At 69.8% G+C, this 18,576-nt stretch carries 19 protein-coding genes; 11 read left to right on the plus strand and 8 right to left on the minus strand.

The window, feature by feature from the left end; genetic code table 11:
• Positions 1-188: 188 nt before the first annotated feature.
• On the minus strand, positions 189-845 hold the full coding sequence (locus ACFWY9_RS27350) for an O-methyltransferase (RefSeq protein ID WP_378329069.1): 657 nt from the start codon (positions 843-845) through the stop codon (positions 189-191).
• Positions 846-863: 18 nt separating this feature from the next.
• A complete protein-coding gene (locus tag ACFWY9_RS27355; RefSeq protein WP_378329070.1) occupies positions 864-1,706 on the minus strand; it encodes an ABC transporter ATP-binding protein in 843 nt (280 codons plus the stop codon).
• Between the two features lie 93 nt (positions 1,707-1,799).
• Here ACFWY9_RS27355 and ACFWY9_RS27360 point away from each other — a divergent pair, with 93 nt between their 5' ends.
• Entirely contained in the window at positions 1,800-2,243 is a 444-nt protein-coding gene (locus tag ACFWY9_RS27360; RefSeq protein WP_378329071.1) for a VOC family protein, read from the plus strand.
• A gap of 79 nt (positions 2,244-2,322) precedes the next feature.
• Here the strand turns inward: ACFWY9_RS27360 and ACFWY9_RS27365 are convergent, their stop codons facing one another.
• Complete coding sequence (locus ACFWY9_RS27365; protein WP_378329072.1) at positions 2,323-4,305, minus strand: SDR family oxidoreductase; 1,983 nt, start codon at positions 4,303-4,305, stop codon at positions 2,323-2,325.
• A gap of 57 nt (positions 4,306-4,362) precedes the next feature.
• The gene (locus ACFWY9_RS27370; protein WP_378329073.1) at positions 4,363-4,569 is read right to left on the minus strand and encodes a hypothetical protein; all 207 of its coding nucleotides are present in this window, start codon (positions 4,567-4,569) and stop codon (positions 4,363-4,365) included.
• Between the two features lie 243 nt (positions 4,570-4,812).
• Here ACFWY9_RS27370 and ACFWY9_RS27375 point away from each other — a divergent pair, with 243 nt between their 5' ends.
• Complete coding sequence (locus ACFWY9_RS27375; RefSeq protein ID WP_378329074.1) at positions 4,813-6,036, plus strand: NAD(P)/FAD-dependent oxidoreductase; 1,224 nt, start codon at positions 4,813-4,815, stop codon at positions 6,034-6,036.
• Positions 6,037-6,058: 22 nt separating this feature from the next.
• On the opposite strand, the gene ACFWY9_RS27380 is transcribed toward ACFWY9_RS27375, so the two are convergent.
• From ACFWY9_RS27380 to ACFWY9_RS27390, 3 genes are all read right to left on the minus strand, one after another.
• Complete coding sequence (locus ACFWY9_RS27380) at positions 6,059-7,162, minus strand: methyltransferase domain-containing protein (protein WP_378329075.1); 1,104 nt, start codon at positions 7,160-7,162, stop codon at positions 6,059-6,061.
• 26 nt (positions 7,163-7,188) lie between these two features.
• A complete protein-coding gene (locus tag ACFWY9_RS27385) occupies positions 7,189-7,314 on the minus strand; it encodes a hypothetical protein (protein ID WP_378329076.1) in 126 nt (41 codons plus the stop codon).
• A 242-nt stretch (positions 7,315-7,556) separates the two neighbouring features.
• On the minus strand, positions 7,557-8,804 hold the full coding sequence (locus ACFWY9_RS27390; protein ID WP_378329077.1) for a multidrug effflux MFS transporter: 1,248 nt from the start codon (positions 8,802-8,804) through the stop codon (positions 7,557-7,559).
• Positions 8,805-9,054: 250 nt separating this feature from the next.
• On the opposite strand from ACFWY9_RS27390, the gene ACFWY9_RS27395 reads away from it, so the two are divergent.
• From ACFWY9_RS27395 to ACFWY9_RS27420, 6 genes are read left to right on the plus strand one after another with little or no spacing between them, the layout of a single operon-like run.
• Entirely contained in the window at positions 9,055-9,912 is an 858-nt protein-coding gene (locus ACFWY9_RS27395; RefSeq protein ID WP_378329078.1) for a fumarylacetoacetate hydrolase family protein, read from the plus strand.
• Position 9,913: 1 nt separating this feature from the next.
• Positions 9,914-11,212, plus strand: coding sequence for an enolase C-terminal domain-like protein (locus ACFWY9_RS27400; RefSeq protein ID WP_378329079.1), 1,299 nt, complete (start codon positions 9,914-9,916; stop codon positions 11,210-11,212).
• Positions 11,209-11,967, plus strand: coding sequence for an SDR family NAD(P)-dependent oxidoreductase (locus tag ACFWY9_RS27405; protein ID WP_378329080.1), 759 nt, complete (start codon positions 11,209-11,211; stop codon positions 11,965-11,967). The genes ACFWY9_RS27400 and ACFWY9_RS27405 overlap by 4 nt, the downstream gene beginning before the upstream one ends.
• 34 nt (positions 11,968-12,001) lie before the next feature.
• A complete protein-coding gene (locus ACFWY9_RS27410; RefSeq protein WP_378329081.1) occupies positions 12,002-13,042 on the plus strand; it encodes a sugar ABC transporter substrate-binding protein in 1,041 nt (346 codons plus the stop codon).
• 5 nt (positions 13,043-13,047) lie between these two features.
• Positions 13,048-14,553, plus strand: coding sequence for a sugar ABC transporter ATP-binding protein (locus tag ACFWY9_RS27415; RefSeq protein ID WP_378329082.1), 1,506 nt, complete (start codon positions 13,048-13,050; stop codon positions 14,551-14,553).
• Positions 14,546-15,562, plus strand: a complete 1,017-nt coding sequence (locus ACFWY9_RS27420) for an ABC transporter permease (protein ID WP_378329083.1) — start codon at positions 14,546-14,548, stop codon at positions 15,560-15,562. The genes ACFWY9_RS27415 and ACFWY9_RS27420 overlap by 8 nt, the downstream gene beginning before the upstream one ends.
• Positions 15,563-15,667: 105 nt before the next feature.
• On the opposite strand, the gene ACFWY9_RS27425 is transcribed toward ACFWY9_RS27420, so the two are convergent.
• A complete protein-coding gene (locus tag ACFWY9_RS27425; RefSeq protein WP_378329084.1) occupies positions 15,668-16,369 on the minus strand; it encodes a FadR/GntR family transcriptional regulator in 702 nt (233 codons plus the stop codon).
• Between the two features lie 83 nt (positions 16,370-16,452).
• On the opposite strand from ACFWY9_RS27425, the gene ACFWY9_RS27430 reads away from it, so the two are divergent.
• The 3 genes from ACFWY9_RS27430 to ACFWY9_RS27440 form a co-directional block, all read left to right on the plus strand.
• Positions 16,453-16,782, plus strand: coding sequence for an L-rhamnose mutarotase (locus tag ACFWY9_RS27430; protein WP_378329085.1), 330 nt, complete (start codon positions 16,453-16,455; stop codon positions 16,780-16,782).
• A complete protein-coding gene (locus tag ACFWY9_RS27435) occupies positions 16,779-17,738 on the plus strand; it encodes an aldo/keto reductase (RefSeq protein WP_378329086.1) in 960 nt (319 codons plus the stop codon). The genes ACFWY9_RS27430 and ACFWY9_RS27435 overlap by 4 nt, the downstream gene beginning before the upstream one ends.
• Positions 17,735-18,576 (plus strand): amidohydrolase family protein (locus ACFWY9_RS27440; protein WP_378340267.1); only part of this gene is annotated, 842 nt, incomplete at its 3' end. The genes ACFWY9_RS27435 and ACFWY9_RS27440, both read left to right, overlap by 4 nt.

The following is an 18,576-nucleotide window of genomic DNA, read 5'->3' on the forward strand; positions in this document are numbered from 1 at the left end:
CAGCACGAACAGCACGTCCGCGACACCACAACCTGACCATTACCCCACCCCGTCAACCCCACCCCACCAGCACAAACCAGGATGAAAAATCCCCAATGTGGCGTTCGCCGCGTTGGACGCACCGAACGCCACATTGGGTGCGTTGGGGGCGGGCGGTGGTCCATTCACGACCCGCGGCTCGCCAGAGGTCAGACGACCAGGGCCACCGTCAGGCCGTCGTAGCCTTTCGCGCCGACCGTCTGCAGCGTCGTCGCGTCGATGCGGGGTTCGCGGGCGATGAGTTCGTTCATCGCCCGGACGCCGATCACCGCCGGATCGGTGGCGCCGGGGTCGGCGACCGCACCACGGCGGACGACGTTGTCGACGACGATCATCGTGCCGGGCCGGGACAGCCGGACCGACTCGCTGAGGTAGCCGGCGAGGTTGGCCTTGTCAGCGTCGATGAAGATGAAGTCGAACGGGCCGGTCAGCAGGGGCAGCGTGTCCAGCGCCGCGCCGACGCGGATCTCGACGACGTCCTCGCCGAATCCGGCGCGCGTGAGGTTGGCGCGGGCGACGTCGGCGTGCTTCCGTTCGTATTCGCACGTGACGAGCTTGCCGCCCTCGGGCAGCGCGCGGGCGAGCCAGATGGTGCTGTAGCCGCCGAGAGTCCCGATCTCCAGTATCGAGCGGGCGCCGACGCCGCGGGCCAGCAGGTTGAGCAGCTTGCCCTGGTTGGGCGCGACCGCGATGGACGGGAGTCCGGCCGCCCGCGAATCCGCGAGCGCGGCGTCGAGTACCGGGTCGGCGGGGATCATCGCGTCCGCGAGATATCCGTCTACTGTGGACCAGAGTTCCTGGGTCATGACACCTCCACGGCCAATCTAGTGCGCGCGGTTCGCCTTCGGGATCACCAGCGGGGTGCCGGTCTCCGGGCACGGCATGACGGTGCAGGGCAGTTCGAAGATCTTCTCGACGTTCGCCGCCGTGACCACCTCGTCGGGGGAGCCGGTGGCGAGCACCTGCCCGTCCCGCATCGCGATCATGTGCGTGGCGTAGCGCGCGGCGTGGTTGAGGTCGTGCAGCACGGCCACCAGCGTCCGGCCCTGTTCGGCGTGCAGCTGCGCGCAGAGGTCCAGAATGTCCATCTGGTGCGCGATGTCGAGATACGTCGTGGGCTCGTCGAGCAGGAGCAGATCGGTCTGCTGTGCGAGCGCCATCGCCATCCAGACGCGCTGGCGCTGCCCGCCGGACAGCTCGTCGACCAGCCGCTCGGCGAGATCGTCGACGCCGGTGGAGCGCATCGACTCGGCCACCACCGCGGCGTCCTCGCGCGACCACTGCCGCAGCAGCTTCTGGTGTGGATACCGGCCGCGCGCGACGAGGTCGGCGACCGTGATGCCGTCCGGCGCGATCGAGCTCTGCGGCAGCAGCCCCAGCCGTCGCGCGACTTCCTTCGCCGGGTACGAGCCGATCACCTGGCCGTCGAGGAACACCGAGCCCTTGCGGGGTTTGAGCATCCGCGAAAGCGCCCGCAGCAGCGTCGTCTTCCCGCACGCGTTGGGCCCGACGATGACGGTGAAGGACTGGTCGGGGATGACGACTCCGAGGTCCTCGGCCACGGTCCGGCCGTCGTAGGCGAGGGTGAGCGCTTCGGCGTGCAGCCGCGTCTCGCCGGACGGCGTGGTCCGCGCGGGCTCGGCGATCGTGTTCACGGTCTGTTCCACAGAGGTTAGGCTAACCTAGCGACCGGCGCCCGTGGTGTTCCGTGGGTCGCATTCGCCGATGGTGACCGCCCGGTCACCGCCTAGGGTGGCCCGGTGAGCGGTTTCTACCACGCCTGTTTCGTCGTGCCCGACCTCGAGAAAGCCATGGGGGACTTCACCACCGCCACCGGGACGTCGTGGCGGCCGGTCCGCGACGGACGGCTCGGCGAATGGGACTACCGGATCGTCTTCTCCGAAGGCCCTCCGCATCTGGAGCTGATCGAGGGACCACCGGGCAGCCCGTGGGACTGCGGCGGCGTCGCGCGGTTCGACCATCTCGGCTGGTGGACACGGTCCATTCAGGACTCTTCGGCCCGGCTGGCCGAGGCGGGTTTCCCGGCGGAATTCGACGCCTGTCCCTACGGCCGTCCCTTCGCCTACCACCGTGTGGACAGCATCGGCGCCCGGATCGAAGTCGTCGACGCCTCCGTCCAACCGGGATTCCTCGACACCTGGAACCCCGGCGGCGCCCCGATGCGTGCGCTGGAGGACAACTGAAGTGATCTGACGGAGAACTGGTGTGTTTGAACGGAGATCTCGCGAGATCTCCGTTCAAACACACGAGATCTCCCCTTGCTCACGCGCGGCGGCGCCAGAGGAGGCGGGTCAGCGCGGCGGCGACCGAGGCCGGGGCCGACTGACGCGGCAGGCCGCGGGCCTCGGGGGCGGACTCGGGCATCGCGCGGTAGGCGAGGTGGGCGGCGAACCGGGCCAGCCGCGGGGCGGTCAGCGTCGCCAGTTCGGCGGCGCGGCCTTCCGGGAGACTCAGGATCTCCGGGCGTTCCTCGAGCGCCTTGACCACCAGCGCGGCCGCGCGTTCCGGGCTGCTCGACGGGATCCCGCGGTACGACGACGGCGTGATCATCGGCGTGCGCACCAGGGGCATCCGGACCGAGCTGAACGTGACGCCGTCGGACAGCGTCTCCCGCCCGGTGACCTTGCCGAACTCCTCCAGTGCCGCCTTCGACGCCAGGTACGCCGCGAAGCGCGGAGTGTCGGTCTGCAGGCCCTGGGTGGTGACGTTGACGACGTGGCCGAAGCGGCGTTCCACCATCGACGGCAGCAGGCCGAGGGTGAGCCGCACCGGGCCGAAGTAGTTGATCGCCATGGTGCGTTCGAAGTCGTGCACCCGCTCGGTCGACAGGCGCACCGAACGCCGGATCGACCGGCCCGCGTTGTTGACCAGCATGTCGACGGCGCCGTGGTCGGCGAGCACGGCCTTGACGAGCGCGTCCACGGCGTCGCCGTCGGTCAGGTCGCACGAGTACGCCGCCGCCTGGCCACCGGCGGCGGCGATCTCGGCGCGGACCTCTTCCAGTTCGTCGGCCCGCCGCGCCACCAGCAGCACCTTCGCGCCGCGCTTGGCCACCTTCAGCGCGGACGCGCGGCCGATACCGGACGACGCGCCGGTGATCAGCACGACCCGCCCGGCCAGCCCGCCGCCGTGCCGCGCCCGGTCGGGGTCGAGGTGCTCGCGCCAGTACCGGTAGAGCGGAGGCGCGTAGTCGCGGAGTTCGGGCTGTTCGACGCCGCTGCCGAACAGCGCCGCGGTGGTCCGCGCGGTGTCGAACTCGACGGCCATGCTCAGATGCGGCAGCACCGCCAGCGGGATGCCCAGTTCGTCCAGCACCGCCGCGCGGGTGGCGCGTCCGCCGGGGACCCTGTCGACCCCGGCAGCGGCGATGCGCGCGAGCCGGCTTCCCGCCGAACGGACCACTGTGGACGGTCGCGCCGGGAGGACGGCGCCGATCCGCGGCCCGCCCGCCGCCCGGGAGAAGGCGTTGTAGACCTCGTGCAGCGGCTGCGGCCGGGGCGACGCCAGGTGGTAGGTGGCGCCGGAGGGCGCGTCGCGGTGCATCAGGTACTCCATCGCCGCGACGACGTAGTCCACCGGCACCAGGTTCGTCGCGCCGAGATCGGGCGCGGCCAGCGGCAGCCTGCCGGGCAGCGCGGCCAGCCGGGAGATCGCGGGGAGGAAGTAGTACGGCCCGTCGATCTTGTCCATCTCGCCGGTCCGCGAATCGCCGACCACCGCCGAGGGGCGATACACCCGGAACGGCACCTCGTGCTGGGTGCGCACCAGCTTCTCGGCCTCGAACTTCGTGGCGTGGTAAGGAGAACCGAAGTGCTGGCCGAGGTCGAAGTCCTCTTCGGTGAACTTGCCGGCGTGGTCGCCCGCCACCGCGATGGACGAGACGTGGTGCACCATCCCGGCCTTCGCGGCGGCCGCGAAGGCGAGCAGGTTGCGGGTGCCCTCGACGTTGGCGGCGCGGTTGGTCTCGTCGTCGGCGGTGAGGTCGTAGATCGCGCCGAGGTGGACCACGTGGTCGATCCCCGCGAACCGCGTCGCGTCGACGCCGAGCGCGGGTTCGGTGAGATCGCCGGTGACCGGGACGAGCCGGTCGGCGCCCGCCCAATCGCGGGAAAGCGCCGCCAGCCGGTCGCGGGAGGTCTCACGCACGAGTACGTGGACGGCGGTGGTTTCCTGCCGCCGCAGCAGGCGGGCGACCAGGCGCTTCCCGATGAAGCCCGTCGCACCCGTCACGAAGTAGGTGGTCATCGTCGTCCCCTTTGCTCAGGGGAGACTGTACCTACTCGTAAGTAGGAACGGTAGTTGTCACCTGTTGGCGGGATGCTGCGCGACCGCTACCACGGCGTCACGCAGCGCGGCCCGTAACCGTCCGACGTCGAGCGGCCCGAGCACGGCGGCCTCGCCGGGCGGGGCGACGAGCACCACCTTGTCGCTGCTCACGAACACCGTCACGTCCCTGCGCCTGCCGGCCAGATCCCGGCAGCTGATCGACCATTCGTCCCTCGCTGCCACGGTCCTCGCCCTCCGATTCACTCAGTGGTCGTGCTTCGTGCGAGGCTGGGACTCCTGCCGCCGGAGCCCGTGACGCCGGTTCACCCGATTTTCCTACTGACGGGTTACCGGCCTTATCCGGTCAATCCCTGACCAGCGCGTTTCCGGCGAGGCGGGCTGGGCGCGGTTCGCCCCGGTTTCCGGTGGAGCGGCTAGGGAGTAGCGTCCGGGCAGCAGGCTTGCCGGAACTACGGGGAGGTCTCGATGTCCGAGCCCAGCAAGATCGTCGTCGTCGGTGCCGGGCTGGCGGGTGCCTCCGCCGCGGGCGCGCTGCGTGAGCGCGGGTACGAGGGCGACGTGCTGCTGATCGGGACCGAGCGACACCGCCCGTACGAGCTGCCTCCACTGTCCAAGGGCGTGCTGCTCGGCAGCACCGACGAGCCCGACTGGGTCCACGGTGAGGGCTTCTACGCCGAAAAGGACATCCGATACACCCAAGGCGTCACCGCGACCCGGATCGAGCTGGGCGCACGGCTGGTGCTCGACGACGCGGGCGGCGAACACCGCTACGACCGGCTCGTGCTGGCCACCGGGTCCCAGCCGCGGACGCTGCCCCTTCCCGGCGCCGACCTGCCCGGCGTGCACACGTTGCGGACCATCGACGACTCGCTCGCGCTGCGCGCGGCGTTCGACGAGGCCCGGCGCGTGGTCGTCATCGGCGCGGGCTGGATCGGGACGGAAGCCGCTGCGGCCGCCCGCGCGCACGACGCCGAGGTGACCGTCGTCGACAAGATCACCGCGCCGCTGGGCGGCGTGCTCGGCCCCGAGGTCGCCGGGGTGTTCCGCGATCTGCACACCGAGCACGGCGTGCGCTGGCGGCTCGGCGAGGGCATCGCGGAGATCACCGGCGGTCCGGACGGCGTCACCGGCGTCCGGTTGTCGAACGGCGACGAGATCGGCGCGGACGTCGTGCTGATCGCGGTCGGCGTCGCGCCGCGGGTCGAGCTCGCGCACGCCGCCGGGCTGGAGATCGCCGACGACGGCGGGGTCGCCGTCGACGCCGGACTGCGGACCGCCGCACCGGACGTCTACGCCGTCGGTGACATCGCGGCGCACTTCCACCCGCGCTACGGGCATCGCATCCGCGTCGAGCACTGGGCGAACGCGAAAGGGCAGGGCACGCACGTCGCGGGGAACCTGCTCGGCGAGAACGAGCCGTATCTCGACGCCCCGTATTTCTTTACGGATCAATACGATCTGGGCTGCGAGTATCGCGGTCTCGCCGACCCCGTCACGGACGAACTGGTGGTGCGCGGTGATCTGGCGTCCCGGGAGTTCATCGCGTTCTGGCTGCGCGACGGCCGGGTCACGGCCGCGATGAACGTCAACGCCTGGGACGACGGCGACGCGCTGGACGCGCTCGTCCGGGCCCGTGCCACCGTCACGCCTGATCAGCTGAAGTCGGACGACCTCGCCGGGCTGGCGTGAACCGCGGTTTGTGGTTCTTGCGTTACTGCGGCGTTGGCAGACCGATGGACTGGCGCTCTGACGTTATTTTCCATTCCCACTCTTCAATGGCCGGTTCGCCGTTGCGCTGCCACCATTGATAGGCGTTCTCGACCGCGGCCCACAGACGCCGGGGTCCATACTGCCGAACAGTGAACGTGTCGTCATCTTCGGGAACGATGCTGGCCCATGAATGGGAGATGGGATCGACCAGCCACGCCACCCCATGATTCCGCTTGTCAGTAGGTTTCTCCAAGTCATAACGGCATGACGGGACCGCAACACTGGCCGCCCACCGTGACGACTCGTTCAGCAGGACGGCAAACGGATTCACGTCTGTCGTGGAGACGTCCGCTTTTTCGTCGTCCCATCGAAGATTCCCGGTGTACATCGAGCGAACGCGCTGGGACCTCATCTCCATGAAACCGACCCGCACGCCTACGGCCCGGCCTCGAGCACTCCCGGCATCGACCTCGAACCTCACCAGCGGGCCAGAAGCAAGATCGGCCCTCATGGGTGCAAGAATGACCTTCGCGGATTCCACCCACCAATACGGCAGTTGCCCGAGATGAACCCCGACGGTGGCGATGATCCGGTCGAAATAGCGCCCCGTGGCCACGGCCGCGTCCCGGATCTCGACTTCGACCCCGCGGTATCCGGCTGCTTCCAGATTCCGCCGAGCTGTAGTGCCGACGCTATGGTCTATTTCGAGACTGGTCACGCTTCCGGCCGGGCCGACCAGCTCGGCGAGAAGCGCGGCGTTGTATCCGGTGCCAGTGCCGATCTCCAGCACGGATTCTCCCGGACGCGCGCCTGCGGCCCCGAGCATCCCGGCCACTGCCGAGGGCATCGACGCCGACGAAGTGGGACGCCGACCGACGTGGGGCCAGACGGTCGCACCGTCGTCGAATTGGGTAACGATAACCCGGTCGGAATAGACGTTGTTCACCCATCTTCCGGGTTCCTCTGCGCGGTCTACCGGCTCATACGGTCCGTCGTCTTCCTCCTGTACCCACATCCGGTCGGGGACGAAGTACTCTCGCTTGACCGCCTCGAACGCAGAACCGCACTCGGTGGGAAGATCTCCTGACGAGTGCAGTTCCGACACCAGGGAACCAGGCCCGCTGACAGCTGTCATTTGCGCTTGCCGTACTCCGATGGGTCGATATCGTTGCTGGTCTTTCCGGGGTTCTTGTCGTCTTCCACGGAGTGTTTGTTCGGCTTGTCCTCGGGCTCGTTTTCTTCTTTGCCATTTCCCATTGTGCTCCCTCTCTGTTGGTTCCATCCTACTGCGGAAGCTCTCGTGTCGATATCCGGATTTCAGGTGCAGGTGGACGGCTGACTTTGGCGCCCATGGAATGACCTCGGGAACCGTGATCTTGCAGACGCGTCGGGCGTAGAAGCACCGTCGGTTACTTGGGAGCGCTGACGCAGCTGGACCGGTAAGAACAAACTTCACCGATCGACGCGCTCATCCGCGCCCGTGCCACCGTCACGCCTGATCAGCTGAAGTCGGACGACCTCGCCGGGCTGGTCTGACGCGTCAGCCCCGCGTACGCCAGCAACGCCAGGACTCCGAATCCGGCCATCACCAACGCCATCGGCGTCGCGCTGCCCTTGTCGCCGAGCCCGACCAGGGGAGTGGCGAACCCGCCGACCACGAACTGCACGACGCCCAGCAAGGCCGACGCGGCGCCCGCCGAGCGCGCGTGCTCGGCCAGTGCGAGCGAACTCGAGTTCGGCGCCACCAGCCCGATGCTGGCGATCATCACGAACAGCGGGACCAGCAGCGCGATCAGGCCCAGTCCGCCCGCGGCGGCGGCCAGCACACCCACCCCGCTCACCGCGAACACGATCAGGCCCGCGCTGAGCAGCGCTCGCTCGGTGAAGCGGCCGACGAGCCGTCCGTTGAGCTGTCCGGCGAGCACGATGCCGACGCCGTTGAGGCCGAACACCAGGCTGAACGCCTGCGGGCTCAGCCCGTACACCTCCTGCAGCGCGAACGAGGATCCGGAGATGTAGGCGAACAAGCCGCCGAACATGAGCCCGGAAGCCAGTGCGTAGCCGACGAAAACCCGGTCGGTCAGCAAGGCGGCGTACGAGCGCAGGACCTCACCGAAGCGCGCGGAGGAGCGCAGTTCGACGGGCAGCGGTTCGGGCAGCGCGAGGACGACGACGATCAGCAGCAGCGCGCCGAACGCCGCCAGGGCGACGAACACGCCGTGCCACGACGTCCAGTTCAGCAGCTGACCGCCGATGATCGGGGCCAGGATCGGCGCCAGGCCGTTGACGAGCATGAGTACCGAGAAGAACTTGGTCATCGCGATGCCGGAGAACAGGTCCCGCACGGTCGCGCGGGCGATCACGATGCCCGCGGCGGCGCCGACCGCCTGGATGCCCCGCGCGGTGATCAGCAGCTCCGCGTTCGGGCTGAGCGCGCACAGGACCGAACCCAGCACGTAGAGCGCGAGCCCGGCGATGAGCGGACGGCGGCGGCCCAGCATGTCCGACAGCGGGCCGAGCACCAGCTGGCCGATCGCGAGCCCGACGATGAACGCCGTCAGCGTCAGCTGCACCGTCGTGTCCGCGGCGCGCAGATCGCCCGCCATCGCGGGCAGCGCGGGCAGGTACATGTCGATGGACAGCGGGCCGAACGCCGAAAGCCCGCCCAGGATCAGCGCGAACTTCACCCGGGTCGCCCCGGCGATGCCCGTGCCCGGCGTGGCCGCCCGCGTCGCTGTGGTGCTCACTCAGTCTCCCCAGAGATCGTTTCCCTCCAAACGGAACGGGCACCCTCCGGCGTGCTATTCCTGCTGTGACCCGTAACACCCGGTCGGCCGAGGGGCGACACGAAGGAGATCCGATCAATTTTCCGGACAATTCGGTCCGAACTCTGGATTGAGGGGGTATCTCTGCGATATACATCGGATGTCTGCTTGACGGGTGGGTCGTCGAGGCCGGGGTGACCGGCACGGCGGCGGGAGTCGGAAGGGAACGTCCGTGCAGCTTGTGCGTCTCGGAGAACCGGGAAGTGAGCGTCCGTTCGTGCGGGCGGAGGGCGTGCTCTACGAGCTGAGCGGCCTGACCGCCGACATCGACGGCGGCTTCCTCGCCGCGGACGGCATCGCCCGGGTCGCCACGGCGCTGAAGGACGGCAGCCTCCCGCAGGCCGGACCGGACGCCGCGAGCGCGCGGCTCGGCGCGCCCATCGCCACGCCCGGCAAGGTCGTCTGCATCGGCCTCAACTACCGGCGGCACGCCGAGGAGACCGGCGCGCCCATCCCCGCCGAACCGGTCGTGTTCATGAAGGCCGCCGACGTCGTCGTCGGCCCGCACGACGACGTCCTGATCCCGCGGAAGTCCACCGCCACCGACTGGGAGGTCGAACTCGGCGTCGTCATCGGCAAGACCGCGCGCTACCTCGACAGCGTCGACGAGGCACTGGACCACGTCGCCGGATACGTCGTGTCGAACGATGTCTCCGAGCGCGAGTTCCAGCTCGAACGCGGCGGCACCTGGGACAAGGGCAAGTCCTGCGAGAACTTCAACCCGCTCGGCCCGTCGCTGGTCCCGGCCGCCGGGATCGCGGACCCGCAGGACCTCGGGATGCGCCTGTGGGTCAACGGCAGGAAGTGGCAGGATTCGTCCACAAAGGACATGGTCTTCACCGTCGCCGAGATCGTGCACTACCTGAGCCAGTTCATGGTGCTGCGCCCCGGCGACCTGATCAACACCGGCACCCCGGAGGGCGTCGCGCTCGGCCAGCCCGAGCCCAAGCCGTACCTGCGCGAGGGGGACATCGTGGAGCTGGAGATCGACGGGCTCGGCCGTCAGCGGCAGACGGTGAGGCAGGCCTGACATGGCGAAGATCGTCGACATGGAGGTCCTCGACATCCGGTTCCCGACCTCGCGGGAGCTGGACGGGTCGGACGCCATGAACCCGGATCCGGACTATTCGGCCGCCTACGTCGTACTGCACGCCGACGGCGGGCCGGACGGCTACGGGCTGGCCTTCACCATCGGCCGCGGCAACGACGTGCAGGCCGCCGCGATCCGCGCGCTCGCGCCGCACGTCGTCGGCCGGGACGTCCCGACCGATGCCGCCGCGCTCGGCGAGTTGTCCCGGCGGCTGGTCGGGGACTCGCAGTTCCGCTGGCTGGGCCCGGAAAAGGGCGTCGCGCACATGGCCATCGGCGCGATCGTGAACGCCGCGTGGGACATGGCCGCGCGACGCGCCGACCTGCCCGTGTGGGAGTTCGCGGCGCGGATGACGCCGGAGGAGCTGGTGTCCCTTGTGGACTTCCGGTACCTGTCGGACGCGCTCACCGAGCAGGAGGCACTGGACATCCTGCGCGCGGCCGAACCGGGCCGCGCCGAGCGGATCGCACGGGTGAAGGAGCAGGGCTACCGCGCGTACAGCACGTCGCCCGGCTGGCTGGGCTACTCCGACGCGAAGCTCGTCCGGCTCGCGACCCAGGCCGTCGCCGACGGGTTCGACATGATCAAGCTCAAGGTCGGCGGGAGCGTCGAGGACGACGTCCGCCGGATGAAGCTGGCTCGCGAGACGGTCGGCCCGGACGTGCGGATCGCGGTCGACGCGAACCAGCGCTGGGACGTCGCGGCCGCGATCGCCTGGATGACCGCGCTCGCGCCGTATGACCCGTACTGGATCGAGGAGCCGACGTCACCCGATGACGTCCTCGGGCACGCCGCGATCGCGAAAGCGCTTGCCCCGATCCGGGTGGCCACCGGCGAGCACGTCCAGAACCGGGTTGTGTTCAAGCAGTTGCTGCAGGCCGGGGCGATCTCGGTGCTGCAGCTGGACGCCGCGCGCGTCGGCGGGGTGAACGAGAACCTCGCGATCCTCTTGCTGGCGGCCAAGCTCGGCGTGCCGGTGTGCCCGCACGCCGGCGGGGTCGGGCTGTGCGAGCTGGTGCGGCACCTTTCGCTGTTCGACTACGTGGCGGTGTCCGGCAGTGACGTCGACCGCAGCATCGAATGGGTCGATCACCTGCACGAGCACTTCACCGATCCGGCGGTCGTGCGCGACGGCCGCTACCTCGCCCCGACCGCACCCGGGTTCTCCGCGCGCATGCACGACGCGACGCTGCGCCGGTTCCGGTTCCCGGACGGTCCTGAATGGACGGAGAACGCATGAGTGAGTTCGAGGGCCTGGTCGCGGTGGTCACCGGCGGGGCGTCGGGGATCGGCCTCGCCGCCGCCCAGCAGCTGGCCGCTCGTGGCGCGCAGGTGGCCGTGCTGGACCTCAAGCCCGACGACGTCCCGGAGCCTTTGACAGGCTTCCGCTGCGACGTCTCTTCCGACGCCGAGGTGACGTCCGCGATCGACGCCGTCGTGGAGCGGTTCGGCCACCTCGACGTCCTGGTCAACAACGCCGGGATCGGGGCGCAGGGTGACGTCACCGGCAACAGTGACGACGAATGGCATCGGCTGCTCGACGTCAACGTCGTCGGCATGGTCCGGCTGAGCCGGGCCGCGCTGCCGCATCTGCGCCGGTCGCCGTCGGCGGCGATCGTCAACACGTGCTCCATCGCGGCGTGGGCCGGGCTGCCCCAGCGCGCGCTGTACTCGGCGAGCAAGGGCGCGGTGCTGTCGCTGACCCTGGCGATGGCGACCGACCACCTACCGGACAGGATCCGGGTCAACTGTGTCTGTCCGGGTACCGCGGACACCCCGTGGGTGGGCAGACTGCTCGATGCAGCCGCCGATCCCGAGGCGGAACGGACCGCGCTCGCCGCGCGGCAGCCGATGGGCAGGCTCGTCACCGCGGACGAGGTGGCGAACGCGATCGTGTACCTGGCGAGCCCGGCCGCCGCCTCGACCACCGGCACGGCGCTGGCCGTGGACGGCGGGATGTACGGTCTGCGCCCGCGCGGGCCGGTCGACAACTGAAGACGTGATTTCCGCTGTCATCAAGGAGGATGCGGTGCGTACGAGGGTGATCCAGGTGGCCGCGGCGGCCACCGCGCTCGGCCTGGTCCTGGCGGCCTGTGGGTCCACAAAGGACAAACCGGCCGGCGCGGCGGGTTCCGCGCAGGGCGGCAAGGTCGGCGCGACACTGCCGCTGCTGACGTCGCCGTTCTGGCAGGCCTACAACAACTACGTCCCCAAGATGGCCCAGCAGTCCGGGCTCGACGCGCTGCCCACGGTCAACGCCGACAGCGACCCGGCGAAGCTCATCACCGACATCGGGACACTGCTCAACCAGGGCATCAAGGGCCTGGTCGTGACGCCGCTGGACTCCGCGGCCGTGGTCGCCGGGCTCAAGCAGGCCGAGAACAAGGGCGTGCCGGTGGTCGCGGTCGACGTCGCCCCGGAGGGCGGCAAGGTCGCGATGGTGGTGCGCGCGGACAACAAGGCCTACGGCACCAAGGCGTGCGACGCGATCGGCGCGAAGGTAAAGTCCGGCAAGGTCGTGCAGGTCATGGGCGATCTCGCCTCGGTCAACGGCCGTGACCGGTCCGAGGCGTTCCGGACGTGCATGAAGACGAAGTACCCGGACGTGCAGGTGCTGGAGATCCCGGCGGAGTGGAAGGCCGACAAGGCCTCGGCCGGCCTGGACAGCCTGCTCACCGCGAACCCGGACATCAAGGCCGTGTACATGCAGGCGGGCGGCGTCTACCTCGCGCCGACCGAGGCCGCCCTCAAGCGCAAGAACATGTTCTTCCCGGTGGGCGACCCGAAGCACGTCGTGCTGGTGAGCAACGACGGCATCCCGCAGGAGCTGGCCGCGATCCGGGCGGGCGAGCTGGACGCGACGGTGTCCCAGCCCGCCGACGACTACGCGAAGTACGGCATGTATTGGCTGAAGAAGGCGATGGCGGGGGAGACGTTCAAGCCCGGCCCGACCGATCACAACAGCACCATCGTCGAGGTCAGCCCCGGGATTCTCGAGGACCAGCTGCCCGCCCCGGTCGTCACGAAGGACAACGTGGACGACAAAGCCTTGTGGGGTAACAACTTGTGAGTGCCATGCCTACCGTCCCGGTGGTGAGCGCGCAGGGTGTCGGCAAGCGCTACGGCCCGACCGTGGCGCTGGCCGACGTCAGTCTCACCGTCAACCCCGGCGAGTCGCACGCGCTCGTCGGGCGCAACGGCGCGGGGAAGTCGACGCTGGTTTCCATCCTCACCGGACTGTCCAAAACGGACACGGGGGCGGTGTACTTCGGCGGCGAGCCCGCCCCCGCGTTGTCCAAACAGGACGACTGGAAGCAGCGGGTGGCGTGCGTGTACCAGCACGCCATGGTGATCCCGCAGCTCACCGTCGCGGAGAACCTGTTCCTCAACCGGCAGTCCGGCGGCAGGCTCGCGATCGGCTGGTCGCGGCTGCGGCGTCAGTCGCGGGAACTACTGGACTCGTGGGGTGTCGCGGTCGACGTCGACACCCCGGCGGGCGAGCTGTCGGTGGAGGATCGGCAGTTCGTCGAGATCGCCCGCGCGCTGTCCTACGGCGCCCGGTTCATCGTGCTCGACGAGCCGACAGCGCAACTGGACAGCCAGGCGATCGAGCGGCTCTTCGAGCGGATGCGCCAGATGCAGGAGAACGGCGTAACGTTCCTGTTCATCTCGCATCACCTGCACGAGGTGTACGAGGTGTGCCAGGCGGTCACCGTGCTGCGCGACGCGCGGCACGTGCTCACCGCGCCGGTCGCCGAGGTCGGCAGGGCCGAGCTGGTCGACGCGATGACCGGCGAGAAGGGCGGCCTGGCCGTGCGCGACGCGGCCTCGCGGGATCCCCTCGCGGAGGACGCGGCGGAAGTGCTGGCTGTCGAGGGGCTGTCCGGGGACAGCTTCCAGGACGTTTCGTTCCGGCTCCACCGTGGCGAGGTCATCGGCCTGGCGGGCAGCAACGCCAGCGGCAAGCACCAGGTCGCGGAAACCGTTTACGGACTGCGTTCCCCCTCGGCGGGAACGATCACTGTGGACGGTCGGCGGCTGCGACCCGGCGACATCCCCGCCGCGCTGCGGGCCGGGATCGGCTGTGTGCCGAGGGACAGGCACCACGAGGGGCTGGTGCTGGAACACTCCATCGCGGACAACGCGACGCTGTCCATTTTGGACCGTATCGGCCCCGGCGGGATCGCCTCGCCGCGCACGCGGCACGCGAAGGCGTCGCAGGCACTGGCCGACTACGACATCGTGGCGGCCGGCGCCGAGCAACCGGTGTCGGACCTTTCCGGTGGCAACCAGCAGAAAGTGGTGCTCGCCCGCGCGCTGGCGAGCGATCCGCGGGTGGTCGTGCTGATCAACCCGACCGCCGGGGTCGACGTGAAATCGAAGGAGGCGCTGCTCGCGGTCGTGGACCGGGTGCGCGCCGAGGGCAAGGCGGTGCTGATCGTCAGCGACGAGCTGGACGATCTGCGCCTGAGCGACCGCGTGCTGGTCCTGCGTGCGGGACGGGTGGTCGCCGAACACCAGGCCGGCTGGTCCGACGGTGACCTCGTGGCCGACATCGAAGGAGTCCAGCTCGGTGACTAATCTTCAGACCGATCCCCAGACGGCGGCGCTGGCCGCACCGGCGAGGCGCCGGAAAGCCGTGTGGCTGCGGGAACTCGCGCTGCTACCGGTGCTCGTGGTCGTGTTCGTCATCGGCGGGCTGATCAGCGACACCTTCCTGACCTTCGACAGCATCGTCGGCATCCTGTCCGCGTCGGCGGCGCTTTCCCTGGTAGTGCTGGGCGAATCGCTCGTGCTCATCACCGGGAAGTTCGACCTCTCACTGGAATCCACCATGGGCATCGCGCCCGCGATCGGGGTCATGGTGGTCATCCCGGCGGCGTCGGCCGGTTTCGGGACCGACATGCCCGCGTTCGCCGGGCTGCTGCTGATCCTCGTGGTGGGCGCGGTGATCGGCGCGGTCAACGGATTCCTGATCGTCAAGCTGAAGCTCAACGCCTTCATCGTGACGCTCGCGATGCTCACCGTGCTGCGTGGCGTCCAGATCGGCGCCACCAAGGGCAAGACGCTGTTCGATCAGCTCGACCCGTTCACCGCGCTGGCGACCACGACGTTCGCCGGGCTGCCGATGTCGGTGTGGCTGGCCGCGGTGCTCTTCCTCGTCGCCGGTGCCGTGCTGCGTTATCACCGCGTCGGCCGGGCGCTGTACGCGATCGGCGGTAACCGCGAGGCGGCGCGCGCGGCGGGTATCCGGGTGGACCGGATCTCGTGGCTGGTGTTCGTCGTCGCCGGGGTCCTCGCCGCGATCGGCGGGCTCGCCTACACCGGCTACGTCGGCGCGCTGGGCGCGGACCAGGGCAACGGCATGATCCTGCAGGTGTTCGCGGCCGCGGTGATCGGCGGGATCTCGCTCGACGGCGGCAAGGGCTCACTGGTCGGCGCGCTCACCGGCGTCCTGCTCCTGCAGTCGGTGACGAGCCTGCTGCAGGTGGCGCACGTGCCGCCGGAGTGGATGAAGGCCATCTACGGCGCCATCATCCTCATCGCCCTGATCATCGCGAGGTACGCCGGCGGCAAACCGCAAACGTAACTCTCGGCGTTCATGATCATCCGATGTCCGTGAATGCCACATTGAGGGAATCAGAGTCCCTCGATGTGGCATTCACGGACCACTGCTCGAAAGGCGGGCGGAGTGTTACGAGGCGGCGGGGTTCTCGTCGGCGGAGCCGAGGGCGTTGCGCAGCCACTGTTCGACGCCCGCGACGTGCACTGTGGCCCAGGACCGGGCCAGCTCCGGCTCGCGGGCGGCGATGGCCTCGTAGATCGCCGTGTGCTGCTCCCGCGTCTTAGCGACAGCGCCTTCCTGCGTGAGCCCGCGCCAGACCCGCGCCCGGGTCGTCGGGCCCGAGAGACTGTCCAGCAGCGAACACAGCACGGGATTGCCGGAGCCGTCGGCGATCTTGCGGTGGAACTGCAGGTCGTTCGCGACCAGCGCCTCCACGGTCGGCGCGTCCTCCAGCTCGCCGAGCATCGTGCCCAGTTCGGCGATGTCCTCGTCGCGCATGTGCAGCGCTGCCATCGCCGTCGCGGCGGGCTCCAGGATCCGGCGCACCGCGAGGAAGTCGAGCACGGTGTCGTCGCGATGGAAGTCCACGACGAACGTCATCGCGTCGAGCAGCAGGTTCGGCTCCAGGCTGGTGACGTACGTGCCGTCGCCCTGCCGGACGTCGAGCACGCGGATCAGGCAGAGCGCTTTCACGGCCTCGCGCAGCGAGCTGCGGGACAGGCCGAGCCGCTGGGCGAGTTCGGCCTCCTTCGGCAGCCGGTCACCCGGAGCGAGCTCCCCCGAGATGATCATGTCCTTGATCTTGTCGATCGCGACGTCGGTGACGGGCATCCGCGCCACCCCTCCCTGCAGAAGACCTCGGATGTTTCGGTGTGTTGTGCACAGCGTGCCACGACTACCGCGAAGGAGGAGCGATGACCCACGATCGGGTACCACAGAGAGTGGCACTGCACACCCGGCTCAAACCGGGTAAGGAGGCGGAGTACGAACGCGTCCACGCCGTGATCCCGGCGGAGCTGGACGCCGCGCTGCGGGAAGCGGGCGTGCGGTCGTGGCGGATCTGGCGCGACGGGTTGGATCTTTTCCACCTGGTGGAGGTCGACGACTACGCCGCGATGCGGGCCACGCTGCGTGATCATCCGGCGAACGTGCCGTGGCAGGCCAGGATGGCCGAACTGCTCGATGTCGAGGACGACTACTCCGGCGGGGACACCGGGATCGGGCTCGTCTGGGAGCTGCCGTGAAACTTTCCTCGCTGGGGCTCGGCTGCGCGCAGCTGGGAAATCTCTACCACGCCATCGACGACGAAACCGCGACCGCGACCGTCCGGCGGGCGTGGGACGAGGACGTCCGCTACTTCGACACCGCACCGCATTACGGGCTCGGCCTGTCCGAACGTCGCCTCGGCGCGGCACTCGCGGCCTACCCACGCGACGAGTACGTCGTCTCGACGAAGGTCGGCCGGGTCCTGGATCCGAACCCCGAGGGCACGGGCAAGAAGGACGAGGCCGGTTTCGACGTGCCCGCCGCGTATCGGCGGCGCTGGGACTTCAGCCGCGACGGCGTCCTGCGATCCCTTGAGGACAGCCTGACGCGGCTCGGACTCGACCGCATCGACCTCGCGTACGTCCACGATCCCGACGAGCATTTCGACGACGCGGTTTCCGGCGCTTTCCCGGCCTTGCTCAGGCTGCGTGACGAAGGCGTCCTCGGTGCGATCGGGGTCGGGATGAACCAGTCCGCGATGCCCGCCGAGTTCGTCCGGCGCTTCGATCTCGACGTCGTTCTCATCGCGGGCCGGTACACGCTGCTCGACCAGTCCGCGCAGGACGAACTGCTGCCGCTGTGCGCCGAGCGCGGGGCCGCGGTGGTCGTCGGCGGCGCCTTCAACGGCGGGATTCTCGCCACCGCCGAGCCGGGGCGTCTCTACGACTACGCGGAAGCACCCGAATCCCTGGTGGAACGTGCCGGGCGGATCGCGGCGATCTGCGCGCGGCACGGCGTCGAGCTGCCGCGGGCGGCGCTGGCGCTGCCCGCCGCGCATCCGGCCGTCGCGTCGGTGGTCGTCGGGGCACACGACCCCGGGCAGGTGAGCGCGAACGCGCGTCGCGCGCGGGCGGCCGTTCCGCCCTTACTGTGGACCGAATTGATCGACGCGGGCCTGCTGCGCCCCGACGTCGTAACCGGGAGGCTGCCGTGATCGACGCGCACCACCACCTGTGGGATCCGGCCCGCCGGGACTACCCGTGGATGGCAAGGGCCGCACTGGACCCGATCCGCCGTCCGTACACAGTGGACGATCTGCGCGCGGTGACGACTGCCGCCGGGGTGCACGCGACCGTCCTGGTGCAGACGGTGTCCTCGGCCGAGGAGACGGCGGAGTTCCTGGCTACCGCGGCGGCCGAACCGGTGATCGCCGGGGTCGTCGGCTGGGTGGATCTGACCGCTCCCGACGTCGCCGACCGGCTGGCGGCGCTGGGGGAGTCGGGCCCACTGGTCGGGATCCGGCACCAGGTGGAGAGCGAGGACGACGCCGAGTGGCTGCTGCGCCCCGACGTCCTGCGCGGGCTCGCCGCGGTCGGGGCCGCCGGGCTCGCCTACGACCTGCTGGTCACCGTCGCGCAACTGCCCGCGGCGCGGAAGGCCGTCGAGGCGCTGCCGGACCAGCGGTTCGTGCTCGACCACGCGGCCAAGCCCCCGATCGCCGGCGGCGGCTGGCAGCCGTGGGCCGACGAGGTCGCGGCGCTGGCGGCGAGGGAGAACGTCTTCTGCAAGCTGTCCGGTCTGGTGACCGAGGCGGACTGGGCGGCGTGGCGGGCCGGGCACCTGAGCCGGTACGTCGACCACGTGCTGACGGCGTTCGGGCCGGGCCGCCTGGTGTTCGGCTCGGACTGGCCGGTGTGCGAACTGGCCGCGTCCTATGAGGTCGTGGGGGGGGCCCCCGGGGGGGGCGGGGGGGGGGGTTGTGGTGGACCCCCACGGGGCCGGGGGGAAGCCAAACCACGCGACGGCCACAACCGGCACCGCATACCACCCGC

Source organism: Amycolatopsis sp. NPDC059027, assembly GCF_042739735.1.
GTDB lineage: Bacteria > Actinomycetota > Actinomycetes > Mycobacteriales > Pseudonocardiaceae > Amycolatopsis.